The sequence below is a fragment of the Variovorax sp. P1_G12 genome (genome assembly GCF_056405555.1).
The window spans coordinates 108766-133759 of sequence record NZ_JBFUBW010000010.1; the positions used below are offsets into that span (position 1 = coordinate 108766).

Below are 24994 nucleotides of genomic sequence, written 5' to 3' on the forward strand. Positions count from 1 at the left end.
AGGTCGATCGGGATCGATGGTGATCCTTGGCAATGGCCCACGCCGAGTCTCAGGCATCGAAGTAGAGATAGAACTCCCACGGGTGCGGGCGCAGCCTCACGGGATCGACCTCGTGCTTCCACTTGTATTCGAGCCAGGTTTCGATCACGTCCTTGGTGAACACGTCTCCGCGCATCAGGAAGTCGTGATCCTTCTCCAGCGCCCGGAGAGACTCCTCGAGCGATCCAGGCACCTTCGCGATGCCCTTTGCCTCTTCAGGGGGAAGCTCGTAGATGTTCTTGTCGATCGGCGGGCCCGGGTCGATCTTGTTGGCGACCCCGTCGAGGCCCGCCATGAGCATTGCGGCGAACGCGAGGTAGGCATTCGCCGTCGGGTCCGGACAACGGAACTCGACGCGCCTCGCGTTCGGCGATTCCGAATACATCGGAATGCGCGCCGCAGCCGAGCGATTTCGCTGCGACATCACCAGGTTCACCGGCGCCTCGTAGCCCGGGACGAGCCGGCGGTAGGAGTTGGTGGTCGGTGCACAAAACGCCATCAGCGCGTGGGCATGCTGGAGCAGTCCGCCGATGTACCAGCGGCACAGCTCGGAGGTCAGTGCCCAACCCTTGGCGTCGTAGAAGAGATTGCGTTTCTCGCTCCACAGGCTCTGGTGACAGTGCATGCCGCTCGCGTTGTCGGCGAAGAGCGGCTTCGGCATGAACGTGGCCACCTTGCCGTGCCGGCGCGCGATGTTCTTGACGAAGTACTTGTAGACCATCACGTTGTCGGCCATTCGCACGAGCGGCGCGAACTTCATGTCGATCTCGTTCTGGCCCGCGGTCGACACCTCGTGGTGGTGGATCTCGACCTGCACACCCGCGTTCATCAGCCCGAGCACGATCTCCGAGCGGATGTCCTGCAGCGTGTCGTGCGGGGGCACCGGGAAATAGCCTTCCTTGTAGCGCGGCTTGTAGCCGAGATTCCCGCCCCCGAACGCGCCTTCGTCCCGGCCCGAGTTCCATGCGCCCTCGACCGAATCGACGTAGTAGTAGCCGCAATGCGTGTTCTGCTCGAACCGGATCGAATCGAAGATGAAGAACTCGAGCTCCGGGCCGAAGTAGCAGGTCTGCGCGACCCCGGTGTCCTTCAAGTGACGCTCGGCCTTGCGGGCCACGAAACGCGGATCGCGCGAGTAGGGCCCCTTCCGGACCGGGTCGACCACATTGCAGATCATCGAAAGCGTCGGGGTCTCGCACATCGGATCGATGAATGCGGTGGTCGGGTCCGGCTGCAGCAGCATGTCCGACTCGTGGATCTCCTGGAAACCGCGGATCGAGGAGCCGTCGAACCCGATGCCGTCGTTGAACAGTTCGTCATTGAGTTCCGGCAGCCCGATCGAGAAGTGCTGCCACAGTCCGGGCAGATCGGTGAACTTCAGGTCGACGATCTGAACTCCGTGCTCCTGCACGAGGGCAATCACCTCCTTCGCATTCTTCGGCGGATTCACCCGGTAGGCGCCGGGCTCGAACTGGGCGATCAGGCGCTTTTTTTCGGTTGGCATGGTCCTCTCCTCGGGTTGGGGTTACCCAGAAATCCACCACGACTCCCGCTCACGCGGGCATCACTCTCAGTCCTGCGGGGAAGGGTCGCGATTCAGCCTCATCCCCGTGCCGGCCAACGTCATCACGCCATCCTTGTCGACGCCGACATGCCGACCATCGGCCAGCTTGTATTCGGTGAGCCCCGTCGGCTCCCATTGTCCTTGCGTGTCGGGAACCGCGTCGAGACGGGCGAGGTGTTCATAGGCCTGGACGCGGTAGGTCAGTCCATCACTTCCGCGGGCGGTAAAAGTCTCGAGCAGGTGAAGCATTTTTTCCATGCGCGCGCTCTCCTTGTAACGACAGAGCCAGGCGCCTTCGTGCATCCCGATGCGCTTGCGCGCGACCACGACCAGAAGGCGCAGGTCAAAAGGAATTTGACGAACCGCTGACGGTGAAGTTCCGACATTCGTGGCTCGCCGTGCGGACTCGGCTGGCGCGAGCGGCTGCACCGTCCGCGGCGCGTCGGTCCGGACCCCCGGTACAGGGCCTGCGCGTCCGACACGCCACTGATGCACGGCGCCTCTCCACTTGACTGACAAGTCCGAAGGCCCCTTCCGCCTCAGGAATCGTGCGGGACAGAACCCAAACGCCAGTCCATTTCGTTCAGCCGTACATGTCCGGCCATGAGCCGGCGCTGTCAAAGCTCTGTCATTTGACTCCCGCAACATCCGAGGCATTGGTTGCGTTTGAGGCATTTATTGCATATCTCTTGGAACCGCACAGGTCCCGGTAGCTGCAATTGCGCGAAGTGCCTGTCGCAACCACGTTCTCATTCGAGACCGGACAGGTCCCCCGCGACCTCCGGTGTCCCACCTTGCCGGAGATCCCTGATGAACACACTGAGAGGCCGCCTCGGGCGTGCCGCCCTGAGCATGAGCCCGTTGCTTCTGCTGGTCGCCTGTGGCGGCGGTGGAGGCTCGGCGCCTGCATTCCCATTCCTGCCCACACCAGCGCCCTCACCCGCTTCCGCCGCGCCTCCCGCACCGGCGCCAGCGCCTGCTCCCGGCACAGGGCCGCAAGGCAAGGCGCTGGTGATCGGCATCGACGGCGTGCAGTACGAGGCCCTGCAGCAAGCGCTAGTCGCCGCTCGCATGCCGTCCCTCCAGGGGCTTGGCATGGTGCTCCCTGCCTATACCGGGGGCATCAAGGGCAAGACCACGCAACAGCAGGCGACCGACGGCCCGGCGTGGGCCACGCTCCTGACAGGCGCCTGGGCCGACCGCCATGAGATCCGCTCCAACTACGAGGGCCAGAGCTTCAAGGCCGACACCGTCTTCAAGCTGCTGAAGCAAAGCCACGCCTCGGCGCGTACCGCGGCCATTGCCAGCTGGAGCGGCCTGCCGCAACTGCTGCGCGCCGACAGGGCCTCCGGCTACCTGGACCTGGTGAAGGATTGCGAAGGCAACGACAGCTGCGTGTCGTCCGAGGCGGCCGCGGCCATCGAGGGCGGCGGCTACGACCTGATCGTGGCCGACTACCAGGGCCCGGCACAGGTGGCGGACGTGGCTGGCTACGGCACCGACTACCAAAACGCGCTGGCGCAAGTCGACCGGCAGATCGCGACGCTCAAGGCTTCGCTCGCCAAGCGTCGCGCGGCCCAGCCCGGCGAGGACTGGATGGTGATCGTCACCACCACGCACGGCCTGGGTGCCACCGGCGTGGCCGACGGCATTCCGATCGCGTCGAACCTGGCGACGGTCATCGCCATCGACAAGCCCGCCAACCTGGCGGCGGCCGCACCCGCCACGCTGCCGGTGGCCATCGAGCCCTGGTACGCCTACGCCGCCGCGACGGACATCACGCCCACGGTGCTGACGCATCTCTCGGCACGCCCCGGGGCCGACAAGTACGCCATGGACGGCAGCCCGCTGACCGGCGCCGCCGGTGTGCGCCAGCTGGCCGCTGACATGAACAAGAAGCGAAGCGGCATTCGCCTGACATGGACCCTGCCGGCCACGCCGGCGGCCATCGCCGTCATGCGCGACGGCATCGCCGTCGCCACGCTGCCCGGCAACGCCCTGGAGTTCGAGGACACCACGATGGCGCCTGCAGCCAGCGGTTTCTTCACCTACAACTACACCGTGGTCGCCGACCAGACGCCCGTTTCGTTGCGTGCCACGCTCGACTACGTGAAGCCGATCTCGCTGATGCCCGGCGTGGCCACCGGCCTCACGCACCTGTTCGCACTGAAGACGACGCTGGCCGACCGCATCAACGGCGCGCTGGCCTTCACACCCTGGGTGAGCGGAGCCACGCCGATCTACACCGCCGCGGGCGGCGGTCCGTTCGGCGGCACCGACACCGCGCTGCAATCGACCAACTATGCCGGGCCGACCGTCTGCGCCGCTTGCGATGGCGGCTATCGCATTCCCACGGCCAACGTGAGCAGCACCAGCGCACCCTTCAGCTTCGGTTTCTGGTTCCGCTCGGACGCCACCCGCTCGGGCATGCCTGTGGTGTCGAACAAGAACTGGGGCAGCGGCGACAACCCGGGCCTGGCGATCGGCCAATACGGCAGCACGCTGCGCTTCAACATCGGTCGCGGCGGCGCCCGGGCGGGCGACAAGAACCTGAACTTCAGCGCCAACACCTGGGTGTACGCCGCCATGGTGGTCGATGTGCCGGGCCTGGCGGCAAGGTTCCATGTGTACGACCCGGTCTACGGCATGCAGAGCGCATCGGTACCCCTGACCAGCGCCTACGTCGCGGCCCTGAACGGCCTGAACAACGGTTTCACGCTGAACGAGGACGGCGATGGCGGCTATGGCCCCGGCTATCGCAACGGCAATGCGAGCAACACCATCGGCGGCCGCTTCGATTTCGGCGAATTCGGCACCTGGAATCGCGTGTTGACCGCCCTGGAGGTCGAATCGATCGGCCGCTCGGGCACCTCGCTGACCACGCTGGTTCCCTGACGGAGATGCGCATGCACAGCGACCCCACGCCCACCGCGCGCCCGACCGCGGGCCGACGCCTCCTCTTTGCATTCGCGACGCTGGTCGCCGCCACCGCGCTGGGCGCGTGCGGCGGTGGCGGCGGTGGCGGCGGAGGAAGCGGCATCAATGCGCCCCTCACCCCGACCGGCAACCCGTCGAGCACGGGCGCGCCACCCGGCGTGGTGGTCACCCCGAACGACCCGGCCACCGCCGGGCCTCCCGCCGAAGCCGTGACGCCGCCCGGTGCCACGCCCGACAACAAACCACCCGCTCGCCGTCCCGAGTCGGTGCGCTGTGCCCCCTGAGATCGCACATGACAGACCAGCACACCTCCAGTTCCCGACGCGGCTTCCTGCGCGGTGCCGCCACCACCGCCGGTGCCGCTGCCGCACTCGGCCTGCTGCCGCCGGGCATCCGCCGTGCCCTGGCCATTCCGGCCGCACAGGACACCGGCACCATCAGCGACGTCAAGCACGTCGTGATCTTCATGCAGGAGAACCGCTCCTTCGACCACTACTTCGGCACGCTGCGCGGCGTGCGCGGTTTCGGCGACCGCTTTCCGGTGCCGCTGGCCAACGGCAAGCCGGTCTGGAACCAGCCGCCGACATCCGGCAGCGGGACTTGCCTGCCCTTTCACTACGACACGACCAGCACCAGCGCGCAGCGCACTACCGGCATGGCGCACGGATGGGCCGACGGCCAGCAAGCCTGGAACGGCGGGCGCATGAACCAGTGGGTGGCGGCGAAGTCGGCGCGCGCGCTCGGCTACTACCAGCAGAGCGACATGCCCTACCAGTTCGCTCTGGCCGACGCCTTCACGGTGTGCGACGCCTACCACTGCAGCGAGCTCACCGGCACCAACTCGAACCGGCTGTTCCTCTGGACCGGCAGCAACGATCCGCTGGGCCAGGGCGGCGGCCCGGCCATCGACAACACCAACGACGACCTGGCCAACACCCCCGGCTACAGCTGGACGACCTACCCCGAGCGGCTGGAAGCGGCCGGCGTCAGCTGGCAGATCTACCAGGACATGGCGGACAACTTCACGGACAACCCGCTCGAAGGCTTCGACACCTTCCGCCGTGCCTACTATGCAGCGGCCCCGACCGAAGCGCAGCGCTCGCTCAAGGCACGCGGCCTGTCGACGCGTTCGCTGTCCGACCTGGCCGACGACGTGAAGAACGGCCTGCTGCCGCAGGTGAGCTGGATCGTGGCGCCCGCCAAGTACTCGGAGCACCCCGGCCCGTCGTCGCCGCTGTGGGGCGCCGAGTACACCGAACGCGTGCTGGACGCGCTCACGTCCGACCCGGCGGTGTGGAGCAAGACGGTGCTCTTCCTCATGTTCGACGAGAACGACGGCTACTTCGACCACATGCCGCCGCCCGCCATTGCGTCGCGCAACCCCGACGGCACCGACGCGGGCATGAGCACCGTATCCACGCTCGGCGAACGCAACGAGCTGAAGGCGCCGTACATCGGCTCGCCCTACGGCATGGGCTGGCGCGTACCGATGTATGTGGTGAGCCCGTGGAGCAAGGGCGGCTGGGTCAACTCGCAGGTCGCCGAGCACACCTCGGTCATCCGCTTTCTCGAAATGCGCTTCGGCGTGACCGAACCCAACATCAGCGCGTGGCGACGCTCTGTCAGCGGCGATCTCACTTCGTGCTTCAACTTCGCGACGCCCAATGCCGAGCTGCCGGCGCTGCCGACCATCGACAGCGCCGCGGCCGATGCCGCCATCGCGATGCAATTGCTGCTGCCTACGCCGGTCGCGCCAACGCCCGGCACCGGCACGATGCCGCTGCAGGCCACCGGCGTGCGCTACTCGCGCGCGCTGCCCTACGAGCTGCATACCAGCGGTCGGCCCGACGTCGACCGGCAGAAGTACTGGCTGGTGTTCGGCAACACCGGCAAGGCGGGCGCGGTCTTCCACGTCTACAACCACTTGTCGCTGGGCGACCTGCCGCGCCGCTACACCGTGGAGCCGGGAAAGCTGCTCAACGACAGCTGGACGCCGACCTCCGACGGCAGCTACGACCTGTCGGTGTTCGGGCCCAACGGCTACTTCCGCCGCTTCCGCGGCAAGCTGCCGAAGTCGCTCGCGGGCGGTGCCGGTCTGCCCGAGATCCGCGTCTGCTATGACACCGCCAACGGCGACGTGCACCTGGAAATGCACAACCTCGGCAACATCAGCTGCACGGTCGCGGTCGCGCCCACCGCCTACCGCACCGACGGGCCGTGGAATTTCGCGCTCGCGCCCGGTCAGGTGCTGACGCAGCAATGGGACCTGGCCTACAGCAAGCACTGGTACGACTTCAGCGTGTCGGCCAATGTGGACGACGGCACAACCTACCTGCGGCGCTTTGCGGGCCGCGTGGAAACCGGCGCGGACGGCATCAGCGACCCGGCGATGGGCGTGCTGTCCTGACACTCGGCTTCGCCCCGACGGGTGCGTTGATCGGCACAATGGCACCCGTCCCGCGCCCGTCCGCTTGCGGGTCGGCACGGCGTCCCGCTGCACCCTTCTTTTTCACACGCCGGCATCCCCATGCTTCAAGACGAACGATTCCTGCGCATCCGCAGCCTTCTCGCCACGTTCTCGCGGCTCAGCGTCGAGCGCATCGTGCAGGACCTGGCGGTGTCGCGCGAGACAGTCCGCCGCGACCTGCTCGAACTCGAAGGATTGGGCGAACTCCGCCGTGTCCACGGCGGCGCCATCGCCACCAGCGCGGAACCCGAGCCGCCGCTGGCGGTGCGGCTGGTGGCGCGCCAACGGGAAAAGCGTGCCATCGCCAAGGCTGCGATCCGGCTGCTGCAGCCGGGGCAGACGGTCTTTCTGGACGCGGGCAGCACCACCTCGATGCTCGCGGAGGAGATCGGCACGCTCAGCGGCATGACCGTCATCACCAATTCGCTGAGCATTGCGCTCAAGCTCGCAGGCGCCAGCGAAGGGCGCCTCACGGGCAACCAGACCATCTTGCTGGGCGGCCACATCGACGTGAAGACGCAGGCGACGCACGGCGACACCACGATCGAGAAAATCCACCGCTACCGCGCCGACGTCGCCCTGCTGTCGCCGGTGGGCCTGCATGCCAGGCTTGGCGCCATGAGCTTCGAGCACCACGAAGCCGCGGTCGCCCGTGCCATGGCCGAACAGGCGCAGCAGGTGGTCATCCTGGCCGACCACGCGAAGATCGGACAGGCCAGCCGCGTGACCTACATCCGCACGGCCGACATCGACGTCGTCGTCACCGACGCCAAGGCCCGCGAACTGCCCGCCCTGCCCTTGTTGCGCAAGACCTGCCATCGCGTGATCGTCGCCTGACGCAGCGGGTTTCCCGGCCGGGGACAGGGCGTCATCATTTCGCCCTGCGGACAGTGGCGAGATGCGTGGCCAAGGCCTGCGCTCCCGGAGTGCTGCCGGGCGACCCGAAAGGTCGGCCAGAGCCATCTGTCACGCGACACCGATCCTTCGATCGGCAAATGAGACGCCGCAATTTTTCGTCTTGCACGCCAGCGCAGGCCGCATATGCATGCGCGCTTTTCTTCGTTGGTGCGCGGGGTGGTGCTTCCTACGATCGGTAGCTTCCCAACCAGTCCCTGCGCTCCGCCCGCGGAGCCCGACGCCATGCCCATCGAGACGCCCTCTTCCAGCCTCGGCGCCCGCGCGCTGCCTTCACGCCGCCTGGCGCTCAAGACCCTTGCTTCGCTGACCGCCGCGGGCGGCCTCGGCGGCCTCCTGCTTGCAGGCTGCTCGCCGGGCGACGGCAAGAGCGCTGCGGCCGGCGGCCCGGCCGTGGTCGGCAAGGCCGGCGAGAAGGTGGCCTTCAAGTACCCTGACAACCCCTCGTTCGACTTGATCTACCTGGCCGACCAGCTCGGCTACTTCGAGGGCACGAACACGCGCCCGCAGTACGTCGGCAAGATCGCGGCGCCACAGATCATTCCGCTGGTGGGCACGGGCGAGATCGACTTCGGCAGCCGCATGGTGCCGCTGGTGATCTCGGCCATCGCCTCGGGCGCCGACCTGAAGGTGGTGGCCGCCGGCGGCAGGACGCTGCAGGAGGCGCCGCACATGAAGTACTTCGTGCGCAAGGACTCCGGCATCCGCGCGCCGAAGGACCTCGAGGGCAAGACCGTCGGCTTCAACAGCTTCGGCGCCTGCGCCGAGTTCGTCACCAAGAAGTACCTGCGCCAGCATGGCGTGGACGTGAACAAGATCAACTTCGTGGTCATTCCCGACGAGCAGGCCGAGCAGACGCTGGTGACGCGCAACACCGATCTGGCCATCATCCACGCCCCCTTCTCGGGCCGGGCCGAGAACGCGGACCAGCTGCTGCGGCTGTGGAGCGATTTCGACCTCGACGGCGGACTCGGCGGCATGGCGCCCTACAGCGCCCATGGCCGCTTCATCCGCGAGCATCCCGAGGCCGTGCGCGACGTGGTCACCGCGCTGGCGAAGGCGGGCAACTGGGTCAATGCCAACCCCGAAGAGGCGCGCAAGCTGGTGGCCAAGCGCATCAACATGGACCTGAAGAATGTCGATCGCTATGCCTATGTGGAGGACCTGGTGGTGACCGAGCCGCCGATCCAGTACTACGTCGACATCCTGCAATCCGAAGGGAAGATTCCGGCCGGCAAGGTGGCCGTGAAGGAGATCTACACGAACGAGTTCAACCCGTTCGCGCAAAAGCAGCCACAGCAACCGGCGAAGACCTGAGGCGATGAGCATCAAGATCTCTGCCCGCGACGTGCGGATGGACTATGCGGCGCGCGGGGCCAGCGAACGTGTGGCCGTGCTCGAGGGCTTCGACCTCGACGTGCGCGAGGGCGAATTCCTGTCGGTGCTCGGCCCCTCCGGATGCGGAAAGTCGACCTTCCTGGCCATCCTGGCCGGCCTGACCGAGCGCACCGGCGGGCGCATCGCCATCGACGGCCGGCCGATTGCCGGCATCAACCGCAACCAGGGCGTGGTGTTCCAGGGCTACGCGCTCTTCCCATGGCTGTCGGTGCTCGACAACATCGCCATCGGCCTCGAGATCCGCGGCCTGGGCAAGGCGGCGCGACGCCGTACCGCGCAGGCGTACCTCGAGCTGGTCGGCCTGCACGGCTTCGGCGAGCGCTACCCGCACGAGATCTCGGGCGGCATGAAGCAGCGCGTGGCCATTGCGCGCTCGCTGGCCTACGAGCCCGACGTGCTGCTGATGGACGAGCCCTTCGCCGCGCTCGATGCGCAGACACGCGAGGTGCTCCAGGGCGAACTGCTGCGCATCTGGGAGCAGCACCGCAAGACCATCGTCTTCATCACCCACAGCCTGGAAGAGGCGGTGTACCTCTCGGACCGGGTGGCGGTGATGACGCAGCGGCCCGGCCGCATCAAGGACATCATCGACATTCCGCTCGCGCGGCCGCGCTCCGCCGAACTGCGCCACACGGCGGAGTTCGCCGCCTTGCGGCATCGCGCCTGGGAGGTGCTCAAGGACGAGGTACAGCTCGGGCAGCCCGGCCTGCGGCCGAAGTCGCTCGAAGGAGCGGCGTCGTGAGCGCGGTGCTCGACGCGCCGGCGATTCGCCCGCCCAGCCGCATCTTCCGCATCGCGGGCCGCTGGGCCGAGCGCGGCATCGGCATCGTGCTCTTCCTGCTGCTGTGGGAGGCCCTGCCCCGCCTGGGCATCGTGAGCGACGCCTACCTGAGCCCGCCTTCGGCGGTGCTGGCCAGCATCGGCCAACTGCTCGACAACGGGCAGCTGTGGAAGCACGTGGCGGCCAGCCTTCAGCGATCGCTCTGGGGGCTGGTGCTCGCCAGCAGCGCGGGCGTGGTGCTGGGACTGCTGATCGGCGGCTTCAAGCGCCTGGCCGCCATCGTCGATCCGGTGCTGCAGCTGTTTCGCCAGACGTCGGCCTTCGCGCTCTTCCCGGTGTTCATCCTGTTCCTGGGCATTGGCGAGCTCTCGAAGGTGGCGATCATCTTCTGGGCCTCGTTCTGGCCCGTGCTGCTGAGCACCGTGAGTGGCGTGAAGCAGATCGACCGGCTGCTGGTGAACTCCGCGTTGTCGATGGGCGCGTCCCGCCGCTTCATCTTCTTCAAGGTGGTGCTGCCGGCCTCGCTGCCGTCGATCTTCACGGGCGTGCGGCTGGCCGGCGCGTACAGCATCACCGCGCTGGTGGCGGCCGAGATGATCGGCGCGCACTCGGGCCTGGGCTTCCTCACGCTGAATTCGCAGGAGACCTTCCAGATTCCGACCATGTATGCGGGCATCCTGATGCTGGCGGTGCTCGGCCTGCTGCTGAACTATCTGCTTGCGCTGCTGGAGCGCCGGCTGCTGCGCTGGCGCAAGGGGTTGAGCCTCGATGAATGAACGCAGGCAGGCTGCCCCGGCGCCGAGCCGAGCCGCCGCCGGGACGGTATTGGCGGTGACCGTCGCCCTGGCGGCGCTCGGCAGCATCGGCGGCTCGTCGGCGTTCGCGGACCCTGCCGACCCGGGCTTGCCCGCATCGCCGACATGGCTGCGGCGACTGCTGGAGACCGCACCGCCGCTTGCCAACCGGCCGAAAGGGCCCGTGCTGGAGCGTGCGGTGGTACGTGGTGAACTGGTCGTCGGCGTGCGCCGCTACCCGCGCCCCGCGCCAGCGGAAGCCCCCACGCCGCCCGAGCCCGATGCCTTCGACGCCACGCTCGCGCGCCAGCTCGCGGACGCGCTCGGCGTGAAGCTCAGGCTGGTCGGCCTGGCAGCGGACGAGCGGGAAGCCGCCGTGCGCGACGGGCGCATCGACTTGTTGATCGCCGGCGTGGCGAGAGATGAAGCGCCGCAGCAAGGCATCGCTGCGGCGCCAGGCAGCTACGACACGGGCCGCGGCGTCGTGGTGGGCCTGCGGCGCGGCCGGCTGCAGGACGAGGCCGCCCTGCGCGGCGCATCGGTCTGCGTTGGCGAAGGTTCCGGCTACGCGGGCGCGGTGGCGCAACGCTATGGCGCACAGCCGCGCAGCTACCCGTCGTCGGTGCATGCGGCCTCGGCCTTCATGGCGGGCGAATGCGCGGCACTGGCCGAAGACAGTGAAGTGCTGGAGCGGCTCATGCGCAACGAGGAGTGGCGCTTCTACAAACCCCTGGTCCAGGGCCTGCAAGCGCGCTCGGACGCATTGGTTCGACTGGCCGACGGCGACGCGCTGTCGCGCGACTACGTGGCCACGGCGCTGCGCCAGTGGCGTGCCGATGGCACCCTGGCCAAGGCTCGCGCTGCGCGCGCGGGCAATCTGCAGTTCGAGATCACGCTGCTCAAGGACGGGCTGGTCTGCCATTCCTGAGCCGGTGAGTCGCTCAGGCGTCGTGGACGCGCCACTGCGCGAGTTCGAAGTCGCGGCTCACGGGGTGCTCGGCCAGCAGGAACTTCTTGACCTCGTCGAGCAGCGCCACTCCTTCGGCGGGGTAGGCCGCTTCAGGGAATTGCGACAGCGGGTGCGAGACCTTCACGACCTCCAGCGGGAAGCCGCTGACCTCCGCGTGGAAGGCGTAGTAGGCCGCGCTGTCCTGGCGGATCTCCTGCAAGGCGGTGCGACGCGCGCGTGTCCAGGCGGTGGCCAGTCGGGGCGCAGCCCACTTGCCGCTCTCGCCAGCATCGCCTGGCTGATATGCGAGGCGCACCTAAGCAAACGCGAAAGCCTTCCTTGGGCGACACGACGCTCGCACCTAACCTGCGAGTCGTATCCAAGTCACATCGAAGGAGACACCCGTGAACGACCGATTGAGCCCTGTGCGCGCATCGCGATCCGCCGCCGTCAAGGCCGGCCTCCGGCACCCGGTGATCGACACCGACGTGCACGTCAACGACTACGCACCGGCGCTGGAGGACTACATCCAGCACTATGGCGGCAATGCCCTGGTGGACGCGCTGCGCAAGGCCTTGGGCGGACGCTTCGTCACGCGCAACGGCGGCGGCAAGGACTGGTACCAGCAGACGCCCGACGAGCGCCAGTACCACCGCACCCTGCGAGCGCCGTGGTGGGCGCGCGTCACGCGCAACACGTACGACCTCGCGACCTACACGCTGCCCGCGCTGCTGCACGAGCGTCTGGCCGAGCAGGGCTCCGACTACTCGGTCCTGTTCCCCAACGACGTGCTGTCGCCCGCCGCGGCGGGCAGCGAGTTCCGCCAGCCCTTGCATCGCGCCATCAACCACTTCCACGCCGACCAGTACCGCGCCTATGCGGACCGCCTCACCCCCGTGGCCGGCATCCCGCTTCACACGCCGCAGGAGGGCATCGAGGAACTGGAGTTCGCGGTCAAGACGCTGGGCCTGAAGGTGATCAACATCGCCGGCGGCGTGCGGCGGCCGATCCGCGCGATCGCGGACAAGTACCCGGCCAGGGAACACCCCGAGGTGGCGAAGCAGGCGGGTTACATCGATTTCTACGGCATCGACAGCGAGCACGACTACGACCCGTTCTGGGCCAAGGTGGTGGAGCTCGGCGTGCCGGTCACCACGCACTACGGCAGCCAGGGCTGGACGGGTCGGCAGTCGATCAGCAACTACATGAACAACCACATCGGCCATTTCGCCGACGGTTCGCAGGCTTTTGCGAAGGCCCTGTTCTTCGGCGGGGTGACCCGGCGGTTCCCGGGCCTGCGCGTCGGGCTGCTCGAAGGCGGGGCCGATTGGGGCTCGCATGTCTACACGCACCTGGTCGATCGCTTCGAGAAGCGCAACCGCATCGCGGTGCGCAACTACGATCCCGCAGAGGCCGATATCGAACTGCTGGCGTCCCTGTTCGAGCGCTACGGCGGCGACCTGCTCAAGGGCCGCGCGATCGACAAGTCGACGCTGCTGCGCGACAGTCTCGGCATCTCGGCGCTGCCGCACAGCCGCGAGCCCGATGAATCCGAGATCGACGACTTCGCACTGGCCGGCATCGAGCGCGTGGAAGACATCCGGGATCGCTGGGTGAACAGCTTCTACTTCGGCTCCGAGGCCGACGACCGCACCGTGGCGGCGGCCTTCAACGACCGCGTGAATCCGCTCGGCGTGAAGATCAACGCCATCTGGTCGTCCGACGTCGGCCACTGGGACGTGCCGGAGTTCACCGAACCGCTGGCCGAAAGCTGGGACCTGGTCGCGCAGGGCGTGATCACGGCGGGCGACTTCAAGGCGCTGGTGTTCGACAACCCGTACCGCTTCTATACCGAGGCCAATCCGCGCTTCTTCGAGGGCACGGAGGTCGGCCGCAAGCTGGGCCAGCCGACGCCCTGACCCTGCGCCCTGTCCAAAGACTCCCGAAGGAATTCCATGCATACCGCTGTGCCTCGCCTGCGCCGATGGGCCGCCGCCCTGTCCGTCCTGGTCCTGTTGTCGCTGGAGGCGGCCCAGGTGCAGGCCGCGCCTCCCGAGGTGATCCGCATCGGCGTGGCCTCCGCGGGCGGCGGCGACCCGGTCACCTTCGGCGGTTCGCCCGGCGGGCTGGTGCGGGTCAACAACTGGCTGGAGGAGGAGTTCAAGTCCTCCGGCATCCAGGTCGAATGGCTGTTCTTCAAGGGCGCCGGACCGGCCGTGAACGAGGCGCTGTCCAACAAGCAGATCGACTTCGCCTACCAGGGCGACCTGCCGCAGATCGTCGGGCGCTCCAACGGCCTGAAGACCAAGCTGCTGGCGGTCAGCGGCGCGCGCAACAACCTCTACGTGGTGACGCCGAAGGATTCCCCGATCCGCTCGATCAAGGATCTCAAGGACCGCAAGGTCTCGATCTTCCGCGGCACCAACGGCCACCTCGTGGCCATCAACGTGCTGGGTGCCAACGGCTTGACGGAGCGCGACCTGAAGGTCGTCAACCTCGATGCCGGCAGCGCACAGGCGGCGCTGGTCTCCAATGGCGTGGACGCCGCCTTCGGCGGCTACGAGTGGTTCAAGGTGCGCGACGCCGGGCTGGCCAGCATCGTCTACTCGACCCAGGGCCAGGACCCGGCGCTGACCCGCCAGGCCTCGCTGCTGGTGCGCAGCGAGTTCGAAGAGGCCCACCAGGCGGAGGTGCAGCGGGTGGTCGACGTGTTCGTGCGCGCCGCCCACTGGGCATCGGAAGAAAGGAACCGCGACGAACTCTTCAGGGTCTGGTCGCGCAGCGGCGTGCCCGTCGCCTCCTGGGCGGCGGAGTTCGACAAGCAGTCGCTCGCCAGCCGCAATTCGCCGCTGGTGGACGAGTTCATCCTCGGCCGCTACAAGGCGGTCGTGGCCGACGCGCTCAAGCTCAAGCTGATCCGCCACGCCGTCACGGTGGACGACTGGTTCGACACCCGGTATCTGCGGAACTCGCTCAAGAAGCAGGGCCTGGAGAATTATTGGACCGCCTACGACGCCAAGGGCCAGCCGAAGGCCAGGCCGCAGCAGTCGGTGGCGGCGGTCAATGGCCGCTGAGCACGCGACCATCGCTGCCGGTGGCGGCCTGGAAGCGGCGCGGGGCCGCCCGGTTGCGCGGCGCGGGAAGCCGACGCTCGCCGGCCCGGTGCCGCGCTGGCGGCGCACGGTCGACGGCCTGCTGCCATGGCTGCTGCCCGCCACCCTGCTGGCGCTGTGGACCGTGGGTGCCGAGCGAGGCTGGATCTCGCCGCAGGTCTTGCCCTCGCCGCAGTTCGTCTACGAGACGCTGCGCGACCTCGCGACCAGCGGCGATCTCTGGCTCCACGTGAGTGCCAGCCTGCAGCGCGTGCTCGTCGGCTTTGCGGGCGGCGCGCTGCTCGGGCTCGTGCTGGGCTCGGCCATGGGCCTGTCGCGCCGCTTCGAGACCTACGTGCTGCCGACCTTCAACGCACTGGTGCAGATCCCGGTGCTCGGCTGGCTGCCCTTCGTGCTGCTGCTCGTGGGCATTGGCGAGCCGCTCAAGTACATCCTGATCGCCAAGGCCGCGATGGTGCCCGTGGCGCTCAACACCCTGCAGGGATTTCGGCAGACCCCCACGGCCCTGCGCGAGGTGGGGCAGGCCTATGGCTACAGCCGCCGCCAGCAGGTGCTGGAGATCGTGCTGCCGCACGCGATTCCCACGCTGTTCACGGGCCTTCGCCTGGGTTTCACCAAGGCCTGGCTGTCGCTCGTGGTGGTCGAACTCGTGGCCTCCAGCGAAGGGCTCGGCTACCTGATCGTCTACGGGCGCCAATTGTTCCAGCTCGATCTCGTGATGGCCGCGGTCATCGTGGTCGGCGCCATCGGCTATGCGATCGACCGACTGCTCGATGCCGTCGAGACCTTGGCCAACCGCCGCCGGCCGGGGGCGGCGCGATGAGTGCGCACGGGGCGGCTCAGATCTCGCGCGATGCCGCCGAGCTGGCGACCATCCAGCCGCTGCGCCCGGTCGACACCAGCCGCTGGCGCGGCCTGCTGTTGCCGATCGCCGCCATCGCGCTGTGGTGGCTGGCCTCGCAGCTCGACCTCGTGAACTCGGCGCTGCTGGTGTCGCCCGGCAAGGTGCTCGCGACCGCGCTCGACCAGATCACGAGCGGGCGCCTCTGGCGTGCCCTGGGCGCGAGCCTGGCGCGCGAGGCGACCGGCTTCGCGATCGGCACGGTGCTGGGCCTGCTGCTCGGCGCGCTGCTGGGGCTGTCGCCGCTGTTCAACCGCATCGTCGGGCCGAGCTTCAACACCTTCAAGCAGATCTCGCTGTTCGCCTGGATCCCGCTGATCTCGGTGTGGTTCGGGCTCGGCGACGTGGCCAAGGTGGTGTTCCTCTCGCTCGCCGCGCTGGTGCCGGTGGTGGTGAATACCTGCGACGGCATCCGCACCACGCCGCCAGCGCTGCTCGAAGTGGCACGGGTCTACGGCTACACGCGCCGGCAGACCGTCCTCGAGGTGGTACTGCCGGCGGCCATGCCCGCAATCTTCACGGGCGTCTACCTGGCGCTGATCTATTCGTGGCTCGCCACCATTGGCGCCGAGTACCTGCTGGTGGCCGGTCGCGGCATCGGCAACCTGCTGATCGAGGGCAGCGAGCATTTCCGGATGGACCTGGTGATCTTCGGCATGTTCGTGATCGGCCTGGTCGGCTGGCTGATGAACGCTTTCGCGCGACGGCTCGAGCGACGGCTCTCGCGCTGGACCGGCCGCACCTGAAACTTCTGCAAGGCATATGGAATGACTGAGATCACGACGCCCTCCTCCAACGAACTCGATATCCGTGGCGTCGGCAAGCGCTACGCCAACAGCCAGAGCGAGCACGGGGAACTGCAGGTGCTCGACGGCATCGACCTGCACGTGCCCGCAGGCCGCTTCGTGAGCATCGTCGGCGCCAGCGGGTGCGGCAAGTCCACGCTGCTGCGGCTCGTGCTCGGGCTCGACGACCAGTACGAAGGCCAGATCCTGCTCGACGGCCAGCCTGTCTCCGGAACCGGCCCCGAGCGCGGCATCGTGTTCCAGGACCACCGTCTCTTTCCCTGGCTCTCGGTCGAGCAGAACATTGCCGTCGGCCTGCGCAATGCGCCCTTCACGGCCGCGCAGAAGAAGGCGCTGGTGGCCGAGCACGTGGCGCTCGTCGGCCTGCAGGGCTTCGAGAAGTCCTGGCCGCACCAGATTTCCGGCGGCATGGCACAGCGCGTGGCGATCGCGCGCGGCCTGGTCAACCGACCGCGCGTGTTGCTGCTGGACGAGCCCTTCGGCGCGCTCGACGCGCTGACCCGCTCGCGTCTGCAGAACGAGCTGCAGCAGATCTGGCAGAAGGAGCGCATCACCATGCTGCTGGTCACGCACGACGTCGAGGAAGCGGTCTTCCTCGGCGACCAGGTAGTGGTGATGCAGCCTTCGCCGGGGCGCATCCGCCGCATCGTCGATGTCGATCTCCCGCACCCGCGCAACCGCAGCGACCCGCGCTTCATCCGGCTTCGCGACGACGTGCTCGGCGACTTCCTCGACGTCCGGACAGAGCCCCCGCCCGCACCGGCGCAAGCCTCGCCCCGCTGGCCGGCCGCGATCGGGCCGGCCGGCCTGCAGCTCGCCTGGTGAGCGGCGCAACCCAGTTCAAGACCCATTTCAAGACCCATTCCCCGGAACAAAGACCATGACCGCTTCCACGCGCCAGATCAAGCTGGGCGCCTTTCTCATGCAGACCGGCCACCACATCGCCGCCTGGCGCCATCCCTGCGCGCAAGCCGATGCCGGCAGCAACTTCCGCCACTATGTCGATCTGGTACGAAAGGCCGAAGCCGCCAAGTTCGATGCGATCTTCCTCGCCGATGCGGTGGGCGTGCGCAGCACCAACCTTCCCTCGCTCTCGCGCACCGCGCGCGCCGACCACTTCGAGCCGCTCACGCTGCTGTCCGCACTCGCCGCTGTGACGGATCGCATCGGCCTCATCGCCACCGTCTCCACCTCGTTCAACGAACCTTTCAACGTGGCGCGCAAATTTGCTTCGCTCGACCAGATCAGCGGCGGGCGTTCGGGCTGGAACCTCGTGACCTCCAGCGGCGGCGCCGAGGCGCAGAACTTCAACCGCGACGAGCATCTCGAGCACGCCCTGCGCTACGAACGCGCCGCCGAGTTCCACGACGTCGTCACGGGCCTGTGGGACAGCTGGGAAGACGACAGCTTCCCGCGCGACGCGGACAGCGGCCTCTACCTCGACCCCGACAAGCTGCACGTGCTCGGCCACAAGGGCAAGCATTTCTCGGTGCGCGGGCCGCTCAACGTTTCGCGCTCGCCGCAGGGCCGGCCGGTGGTGGTGCAGGCCGGCGCGTCGGAGGCCGGCAAGGACCTGGCCGCACGCACCGCAGAGGTCATCTTCGTCGCCCATCAGACCTTCGAGGAGGCCAAGGCGTTCTACGGCGACATCAAGGCCCGCGTGCGGCGCCATGGCCGCAGTCCCGATGACGTGAAGGTCATGCCCGGCATATTTCCCGTGGTCGGCCGCACGCAGGCCGAGGCCGAGGAGAAGTTCCAGCAGTTGCAGGACCTGGTCCATCCGACGGTCGGCCTCGAGCTCTTGTCCACCGTGGTCGGCGGTTTCGATCTCTCGGGCTACCCGGTGGATGGGCCGCTGCCCGAACTGCCCGAGACCAATGGCCCGAAGAGCCGCCAGCGGCTGCTGGTCGATCTCGCGCGGCGCGACAAGCTCAGCATCCGCGACCTGTACCTGCACATCGCCGGTGCGCGTGGGCACCAGCAGGTGGTCGGCACGCCCGAGCGCATCGCCGACCAGTTGCAGCAGTGGTTCGAGGAAGGCGGCGCCGATGGCTTCAACATCATGTCGCCGTGGTTCCCGGGCGGCCTGGACGATTTCATCGACGGCGTGCTGCCCGAACTGCGCCGTCGCGGCCTGTTCCGCACCGAGTACGAGGGCCGTACCCTGCGCGAGCACCTGGGGCTGAAACGCCCGGTTCACCCCGCGCAGGTCTCTGTGGCGGCGTGATCCTCGGTGACTCGCGACTCTCGGCGACGGTACTGCGCGCCGCCGATGCGCTCGATGCCGCCTGGGCGGATCGACTCGGCGAGGCCGCATTGACCGAGGCCTCGGTGGCGGTCGCCCAGGCCCAGTACTTTGCGGTGGAAGCCGCACTGCGCGCCTCCGAACTCGCCTTCGACGTCGGCGGGGCCTCGGCCACCGACCGGCGCCACAACATGGATCGCCACTGGCGCAACGCGCGCACGGTGGCCAACCACAATCCGCGCCAGTGGAAGGCCGCCGCATCGGGCGCCTGGCATCTCAAGGGCGAGGGACCACCGACCACCGGCTTGTTCTGAAAGCAGCCGGCCGGCCTTGCGCCTTGTGCGCATAAGCAGACTCGAATCGCTTCTATCGCCGAGTCCCGATCGGCCGAACAATTCAGGCCTCCCCGCGCCTGTCGCGTTCCTACCTCGACCCCGCCATGACTCACTCTTCGACGCTCGACGTCTCCCGGCCGGGCCCACCGGCTTCCGACCCATCGGCCCAACCGACGACCGCCTTTCGCATCGCGCCGTTGCAGGCCGCACTCGGCGCGCTAGTGACGGGCCTCGACGCCACGCGCCCGTTGCCTGCGAGCCAGGTGCTGTCGCTCAAGCAGGCGCTGCTCGAGCACCACGTGCTGGTCATCAAGGACCAGCTGCTCGAGGACGACGCGTTCGCGCGGCTCGCGAGCTACTTCGGCAGCGTGTTCCATCCGCCGGCCAACGTGCCTGTGCTGGGATCCGATCCCTATGGCGGAAACACGCCGGACATCGTGCACGTGTCCAACCTTGCCGGTGGCGTGCTCGGCCATGACGAGCTCTCCGCCCATGCCGACCATCACTGGACCCCCACGCCGTCCTCCGGGTCGCTGCTCTATGCGGTCGAGGTTCCCTCGGTCGGCGGCGATACCACCTGGTACAACCTGGCCCGGGCCTACGACGAGCTCGACGCCGGGACACGACGCGAGATCGACGGACTTCAGCTGATCACCTACAACCCTTTCTTGCGCAAGCTCAAGCCGCTCGCATCGGGCTTTGCGCTGTATCGCACGCCGGACATCGAGCCGCTCTCCCCGTTCGAGGTGCATCCGCTGGTGCGCACGCATCCGGACAGCGGTCGACGCATCCTGCACCTGGGCGCACGCACCGAAGTCGAGATCGTCGGCGTCGAGCCGCAGTACGGCGCAGCGCTGATAGGCCGCCTGCGCGAGCATCTGCTGCAGCCGCGCCATGCCTATACGCATCGCTGGTCGGTCGGTGACATCGTGTACTGGGACAACCAGGCCACGCTGCACGCCCGCAATGCCTTCGACAACGGCGAACGCAGGTTGCTCAAGCGCATCAGCCTCTCCGGCAGCAGGCCTTTCTGACATCCCCCTCTGTATGACCCTGAACCTTCCCGCAGCACTCGACCATCCCTGGGGCGCACCGCCCACGCGCCGCTATGAAGCGCTCGCCGAACGCTTCCGCCCGGTCTTCGCGCGCATCCGCGCGGGTGCCGTCGAGCGCGACCTCGCACACCGGCTGCCACATGAGGAGATCGGCTGGCTCAGGGAAGCCGGCTTCACCCGTCTGCGCCTGCCGACCAAGCTCGGCGGGGCGGACGCCAGCCTGCCCGAGTTGTTCGCTCTCCTCATCGAACTCGGCGCGGCCGACACCAACGTCGTGAACGCACTGCGGGCGCACTTCGGCTTCAAGGAAGACGTGTTGCTCGCCGCAGACTCGCCCTGGCGCGCCCAGTGGCTCGACCGCCTGTCGACCGGCGACTTGCTCGGCTCCGGCTTCTCCGAAACGGGCGACGCGAAGGTCGGCGCCTTCTCGACCCGGCTGCGTCGGACCGGCGAGGGCTTGCGCCTGTCGGGTCGCAAGTTCTACACCACGGGTTCGCTGTTCGCCGACTGGATCAACGCAGTGGCCGACAACGACGAAGGCGAACCGGTGATGGTCGCGGTGCCGCGCACCGCCGCAGGCGTGCAGGTGCTGGATGACTGGGACGGCTTCGGCCAGGCGCTCACCGCCAGCGGCACGGCGCAGTTCGAGAACGTCGCCATCGATCCGCAGTGGGTCAATCCGAACCCCGTTCGATTTCCCTATGCCTCGGCCTACTACCAGATGGTGCACCTGGCCTCGCTGGCGGGCATCGGACGGGCGTTGGCGGAAGACCTGGCCGAGCGCGTGCGCCAGCGGGACCGCACCTACAGCCATGGCAATGCAGGCCGTGTCGCCGACGACCCGCAGATCCTGCAGGTGGTCGGCCGCGTGCGCGGTGCTGCCTACGGTGCGGGCGCCGTCGTGCTGCAGGCCGCGGCCGCGCTGCAGCGCGCGCACGACGCCCACTTCGACGCACAGGCCACCGAGCAGGGGCGCGCCGCCGCCGCGCTCGCCGCCCATGTCGAGGTGGACCAGGCGGTCTCGGTGGTCACCAGCCTGGTGCTGGATGCGAGCACGGTGCTGTTCGACGCGCTCGGCGCATCGGCCACGCTGCGCACGCACGGCCTGGACCGCTACTGGCGCAATGCGCGCACCATCTCCTCGCACAACCCGCGCATCTACCGCGAGCGCCAGGCGGGAGCCTTCGCCGTGAACGGTGCGCCGCCGCCGACCTTCTACCGCGTCGGCACCGCCTGACTGGGGACTTGCTGCCCCATCGTCCCCTCGATTCGCACCGCGTGGTGCGCACGGTGCTTCACCTCCCGGAGTTCCCCCATGCTGTCCTCGCCAAGCGCGCCATCCTCGCGCAGCTTCCCCCGCCTTGCGGCCTTCCTGCTTGCCCTGTTGCTGGCCGGCGCCACCCACGCCGCGGACCTGAGCGTCGGCTTCATGCCGGGGCCCTACCGCGACGCCTTTGCCAAAGGCATCGAGCCGGTACTCAAGAAGCAGGGCTACACCATCAAGTACGTCGAGTTCAGCCAGGGCGTGCAGCCGAATGACGCGGTCGAGCGTGGCCAGATCGACGCCAACATCTTCCAGCACACGCTCTACCTGAATGCCACCAACAAGCAGCAGGGCTTCGACCTCGTGCCGATCGTGCACGTACCGACACCCCCGATGGGCCTGTACTCCCAACGCCACAAGACGCTCGCCACGGTACCGGACGGCGCCACCGTGACTCTGCCGGCCGATCCGGTGAATGCAGCGCGCGCGCTGAACATCCTGGCAGCCATCGGCTGGATCGAGCTCAAGCCGGGCGTGAGTCCACTGAGCGTGTCGGAGCGCGACATCGTCGCCAATCGCAAGCAGCTTCGTCTGGTGCCGCTCGATGCCGCGCAGGCACCGCGCTCGCTGGCCGATGCCGATCTCGCCGCGGTGCAGGGCAATTTCGCCGTGGCGTCGGGGCTCAAGCTGACCGACGCGCTCAAGCAGGAGGACATGACGCTGCCCTACGTCAACGTGGTGGCTGTCAAGCGCGGCAACGAAAACGCGAAGTTCGCGAAGGACATCGCCCTCGCCTACCAGTCGGCCGAGTTTCAGCAAATCTTCAAGGCCAACCCGGCGTGGGCCGGCTACCGCCTGCCTGACTACTTCTCGAAGTAAGGCCATGCCCGACTTCCCCGCCGAATACAAGACCCGCAACGTGGGCCGCCGGTTCGTCAGCGACCTCGTGCCAGAACCCGGAACTTTCCAATGAGTGGATCCGCGATCGCGCGCGCGCCGCGCCGCCTGCACCTGAACGTCAACATCCTGCACTCGGGCTTTCTGCCTTCGGCCTGGCGCCCGGCGTGCAGCGACCCGCGCGCCTTCATCGACGTGCGGCACTACATCCGCGTCGCGCAGATCGCCGAGGCGGGCAAGCTGGATGCGGTGTTCCTCGCCGACAACGCAGCCATCGTCGACCAGATCCACTTCCGCCCGATCACCGCGCTGGAGCCGACCGTGCTGCTGGCGAGCGTGGCCGCCGCGACGCGCCACATCGGACTGATCGCAACCGCCTCCACCAGCTACAACGAGCCCTACAACATCGCCCGGCGCTTCGCCACGCTGGACCACGTGAGCGGAGGGCGTGCGGGCTGGAACGTCGTCACGACCGCCGACCTGCCCTCGGCGCGCAATTTCGGCCGCGACGCGGTGCCCGACCACGCGCAGCGCTACGCACGTGCGGCCGAGTTCACCTCCATCGTCAAGGCGCTCTGGAACAGCTGGGAGGACGATGCCTTCATCGGCGATCAGGCCGCAGGCCGCTTCATCGACGCCGCCAAGGTTCGGCCCATCGCGCATCAGGGCGAGTTCTTCTCGGTACATGGGCCACTGACCCTGCCGCGCACGCCGCAGGGCCATCCGGTGCTGGTGCAGGCCGGCGGCTCGGGCGACGGCCGAGCACTGGCGGCCCGCCACGCGGAGGCGGTGTTCTCGGCCTCCCAGTCCTTCGGGGAAGCGCTCGCCTACGCGCGCGACCTCAAGTCGCGTGCCCAAGCGCTGGGCCGCGGGCCCGAGGCACTGCGCGTGCTGCCGGGCCTGACCACCATCATCGGCGACACCGAAGCGGCCGCGCGCCGCCGGCGAGACGAACTGGTCGACCTGATCCCGTGGGACTACAGCCTCACGCGGCTGGCCGGCATCCTGGGCATTGCGCCCGACCGGCTCAAGCTCGACGAGCGGCTGCCCGAGAACCTGTCGCTGCCCGGCGGCGGCAATGGCAACCACACCTTCTTCAACGCCACGCTCGCGACCGCGCGGGGCCTCGACCTCACGGCGCGCGAACTGATCCGCGAACTCGCGGGCGGCGGCGGCCACCGCGTGATCGTCGGCACGCCGGAGCAGATCGCCGACGACATCGAGCATTGGTTCAGGGCCGGCGCCGCCGACGGCTTCAACCTGATGCCGGACGTGCTGCCGGACGGCCTGCAGGCCTTCGTCGACGGCGTCGTCCCGCTCCTTCAGCGGCGCGGCATCTTTCGCACCGAGTACGAAGGCCGTACGCTGCGGGAGCATTTCGGTTTGAAACGGCCGGCCCACCCGACGCACGCCAGTGCCGCGGCCCACCCTCCTAGCAAGTCCATGCGCACCGCATAAGGTTGCACGTTTTCCTTCGTTCCGGAATGGATCGTCGGCGGGCACAGTCGTGCTTTTTCCATACGACATGCTCACCATCATGCTTCCTATCCGCCGCCGCGCCGCGATGACCGCTGCGTTGTCTCTTGCCTCCCTGACTCTTTTCAACACCGGTGCACTGCACGCGCAGGACAAGAAAACCCTCAAGGTCGGCGTCTCCGTCGGCAGCGGCGAGCAGATCTGGGAAGTCGTCAAGAAGGCGGCGGCGCGCGACGGGCTGGCGGTCGAGGTCGTCGTCTTCAACGACTACCAGTTGCCCAACGCCGCGCTGGCGGCCGGCGACCTCGACGCCAACGCCTTCCAGCACCAGCCCTTCCTCGACAACCAGAACAAGTCGCGCGGCTTCGACATCGTGCCGGTCGGTCTCACGATCACGGCGCCGCTGGGCTTCTATTCGCGCAAGATCAAGGCGATCGACGGATTGCCCGATGGCGCCTCGGTCGGCATCCAGAACGATCCTTCCAATGGCAACCGCGCGCTCCTGATGCTGCAGGAAGCGAAGCTCATCACGCTCAAGCCCGACGCCGTGAAGAACAACACCGCGACGCCGCTCGACGTGCTGTCGAATCCCAAGAAGCTCAAGCTGGTGCCGCTCGACGCGGCGCAGCTGCCGCGCTCGCTCGACGACCTGACAATCGCCTCGATCAACAACGACTATGCGGAGAAGGCCGGGCTGACGCTCGCCAAGGACGCGGTGATCAAGGAGTCGCCCAAGGGGCCGTACGCCAACATCATCGCGGCGCGCCGCGCCGACAAAGACAAGCCCTGGGCGCAACAACTCGTGAAGGCGTACCACTCGCCCGAGGTGAAGAGCTTCATCGAGACGAAGTTCAGCGGCGCCCTTGTCCCGGCGTTCTGAAAGATTCAGCTCGCCTGGCCGAAGCCATCGCGCCACATGTGCTGGGCCAGGCATCGGCATTCGATCTTCGGGCATTCGCACACCGACGGACTTGAAAGGACGATCAATGAGGACATCGAGCGCGGCGCCCCGATCGAGGGCGATCACATCCTCGGCGATTTCCTGCGCCGTGGACGCT

Annotated in this window: 23 protein-coding genes; 20 read left to right on the forward strand and 3 right to left on the reverse strand. The window is 68.0% G+C overall.

The window, feature by feature from the left end; genetic code table 11:
- Positions 1-49: 49 nt before the first annotated feature.
- Together glnA and AC1D2O_RS13760 are read right to left on the reverse strand one after the other, a co-directional pair.
- Positions 50-1543, reverse strand: a complete 1494-nt coding sequence (glnA, locus tag AC1D2O_RS13755; RefSeq protein ID WP_478085845.1) for a type I glutamate--ammonia ligase — start codon at positions 1541-1543, stop codon at positions 50-52.
- Positions 1544-1609: 66 nt separating this feature from the next.
- Positions 1610-1861 (reverse strand): hypothetical protein, encoded by a 252-nt coding sequence (locus AC1D2O_RS13760; RefSeq protein WP_478085847.1) that lies wholly within the window; start codon positions 1859-1861, stop codon positions 1610-1612.
- A 552-nt stretch (positions 1862-2413) separates the two neighbouring features.
- Between AC1D2O_RS13760 and AC1D2O_RS13765 the strand changes: the two genes are divergently transcribed.
- From AC1D2O_RS13765 to AC1D2O_RS13800, 8 genes are all read left to right on the forward strand, one after another.
- Positions 2414-4498 (forward strand): hypothetical protein, encoded by a 2085-nt coding sequence (locus tag AC1D2O_RS13765; RefSeq protein WP_478157204.1) that lies wholly within the window; start codon positions 2414-2416, stop codon positions 4496-4498.
- A gap of 11 nt (positions 4499-4509) precedes the next feature.
- Entirely contained in the window at positions 4510-4824 is a 315-nt protein-coding gene (locus tag AC1D2O_RS13770) for a hypothetical protein (protein ID WP_478085849.1), read from the forward strand.
- A gap of 8 nt (positions 4825-4832) precedes the next feature.
- A complete protein-coding gene (locus AC1D2O_RS13775) occupies positions 4833-6947 on the forward strand; it encodes a phosphocholine-specific phospholipase C (protein WP_478085851.1) in 2115 nt (704 codons plus the stop codon).
- 120 nt (positions 6948-7067) lie between these two features.
- Entirely contained in the window at positions 7068-7844 is a 777-nt protein-coding gene (locus AC1D2O_RS13780) for a DeoR/GlpR family DNA-binding transcription regulator (protein WP_478157205.1), read from the forward strand.
- A gap of 303 nt (positions 7845-8147) precedes the next feature.
- Complete coding sequence (locus tag AC1D2O_RS13785) at positions 8148-9239, forward strand: ABC transporter substrate-binding protein (RefSeq protein WP_478085855.1); 1092 nt, start codon at positions 8148-8150, stop codon at positions 9237-9239.
- 4 nt (positions 9240-9243) lie between these two features.
- Positions 9244-10062 carry an ABC transporter ATP-binding protein gene (locus tag AC1D2O_RS13790; protein WP_478085857.1) on the forward strand — a complete coding sequence of 273 codons (819 nt, stop codon included), beginning with the start codon at positions 9244-9246 and terminating at the stop codon, positions 10060-10062.
- A complete protein-coding gene (locus AC1D2O_RS13795; protein ID WP_478085859.1) occupies positions 10059-10877 on the forward strand; it encodes an ABC transporter permease in 819 nt (272 codons plus the stop codon). The genes AC1D2O_RS13790 and AC1D2O_RS13795 overlap by 4 nt, the downstream gene beginning before the upstream one ends.
- Positions 10870-11823, forward strand: coding sequence for a substrate-binding periplasmic protein (locus tag AC1D2O_RS13800; RefSeq protein ID WP_478085861.1), 954 nt, complete (start codon positions 10870-10872; stop codon positions 11821-11823). The genes AC1D2O_RS13795 and AC1D2O_RS13800 overlap by 8 nt, the downstream gene beginning before the upstream one ends.
- Before the next feature lie 13 nt (positions 11824-11836).
- Here the strand turns inward: AC1D2O_RS13800 and AC1D2O_RS13805 are convergent, their stop codons facing one another.
- Positions 11837-12064, reverse strand: a complete 228-nt coding sequence (locus tag AC1D2O_RS13805; RefSeq protein WP_478085863.1) for a hypothetical protein — start codon at positions 12062-12064, stop codon at positions 11837-11839.
- A gap of 184 nt (positions 12065-12248) precedes the next feature.
- Here AC1D2O_RS13805 and AC1D2O_RS13810 point away from each other — a divergent pair, with 184 nt between their 5' ends.
- The 12 genes from AC1D2O_RS13810 to AC1D2O_RS13865 all read left to right on the forward strand — a co-directional run bounded on the left by AC1D2O_RS13810 (position 12249) and on the right by AC1D2O_RS13865 (position 24816).
- Positions 12249-13763 (forward strand): amidohydrolase family protein, encoded by a 1515-nt coding sequence (locus AC1D2O_RS13810; protein WP_478085864.1) that lies wholly within the window; start codon positions 12249-12251, stop codon positions 13761-13763.
- 36 nt (positions 13764-13799) lie between these two features.
- Positions 13800-14918: an ABC transporter substrate-binding protein gene (locus tag AC1D2O_RS13815; protein ID WP_478085866.1), complete on the forward strand. Its 1119-nt coding sequence runs from the start codon at positions 13800-13802 to the stop codon at positions 14916-14918.
- Entirely contained in the window at positions 14908-15780 is an 873-nt protein-coding gene (locus AC1D2O_RS13820) for an ABC transporter permease (protein ID WP_478085867.1), read from the forward strand. The genes AC1D2O_RS13815 and AC1D2O_RS13820 overlap by 11 nt, the downstream gene beginning before the upstream one ends.
- Complete coding sequence (locus AC1D2O_RS13825; protein WP_478085868.1) at positions 15777-16604, forward strand: ABC transporter permease; 828 nt, start codon at positions 15777-15779, stop codon at positions 16602-16604. Before AC1D2O_RS13820 ends, AC1D2O_RS13825 begins: the two co-directional genes overlap by 4 nt.
- Positions 16605-16625: 21 nt before the next feature.
- Positions 16626-17489: an ABC transporter ATP-binding protein gene (locus AC1D2O_RS13830; RefSeq protein ID WP_478085870.1), complete on the forward strand. Its 864-nt coding sequence runs from the start codon at positions 16626-16628 to the stop codon at positions 17487-17489.
- 55 nt (positions 17490-17544) lie between these two features.
- Entirely contained in the window at positions 17545-18891 is a 1347-nt protein-coding gene (locus AC1D2O_RS13835; RefSeq protein ID WP_478157207.1) for an LLM class flavin-dependent oxidoreductase, read from the forward strand.
- Positions 18888-19223: an acyl-CoA dehydrogenase family protein gene (locus tag AC1D2O_RS13840; RefSeq protein ID WP_478085872.1), complete on the forward strand. Its 336-nt coding sequence runs from the start codon at positions 18888-18890 to the stop codon at positions 19221-19223. Before AC1D2O_RS13835 ends, AC1D2O_RS13840 begins: the two co-directional genes overlap by 4 nt.
- 125 nt (positions 19224-19348) lie before the next feature.
- A complete protein-coding gene (locus AC1D2O_RS13845; protein WP_478157209.1) occupies positions 19349-20278 on the forward strand; it encodes a TauD/TfdA dioxygenase family protein in 930 nt (309 codons plus the stop codon).
- 13 nt (positions 20279-20291) lie between these two features.
- Positions 20292-21536, forward strand: coding sequence for an acyl-CoA dehydrogenase family protein (locus tag AC1D2O_RS13850; RefSeq protein WP_478085397.1), 1245 nt, complete (start codon positions 20292-20294; stop codon positions 21534-21536).
- Between the two features lie 78 nt (positions 21537-21614).
- Positions 21615-22442, forward strand: a complete 828-nt coding sequence (locus AC1D2O_RS13855) for a MetQ/NlpA family ABC transporter substrate-binding protein (RefSeq protein ID WP_478085395.1) — start codon at positions 21615-21617, stop codon at positions 22440-22442.
- A gap of 90 nt (positions 22443-22532) precedes the next feature.
- Positions 22533-23918: an LLM class flavin-dependent oxidoreductase gene (locus tag AC1D2O_RS13860; protein ID WP_478085393.1), complete on the forward strand. Its 1386-nt coding sequence runs from the start codon at positions 22533-22535 to the stop codon at positions 23916-23918.
- A 67-nt stretch (positions 23919-23985) separates the two neighbouring features.
- Positions 23986-24816: a MetQ/NlpA family ABC transporter substrate-binding protein gene (locus AC1D2O_RS13865; RefSeq protein WP_478157210.1), complete on the forward strand. Its 831-nt coding sequence runs from the start codon at positions 23986-23988 to the stop codon at positions 24814-24816.
- Positions 24817-24994 lie beyond the last annotated feature (178 nt).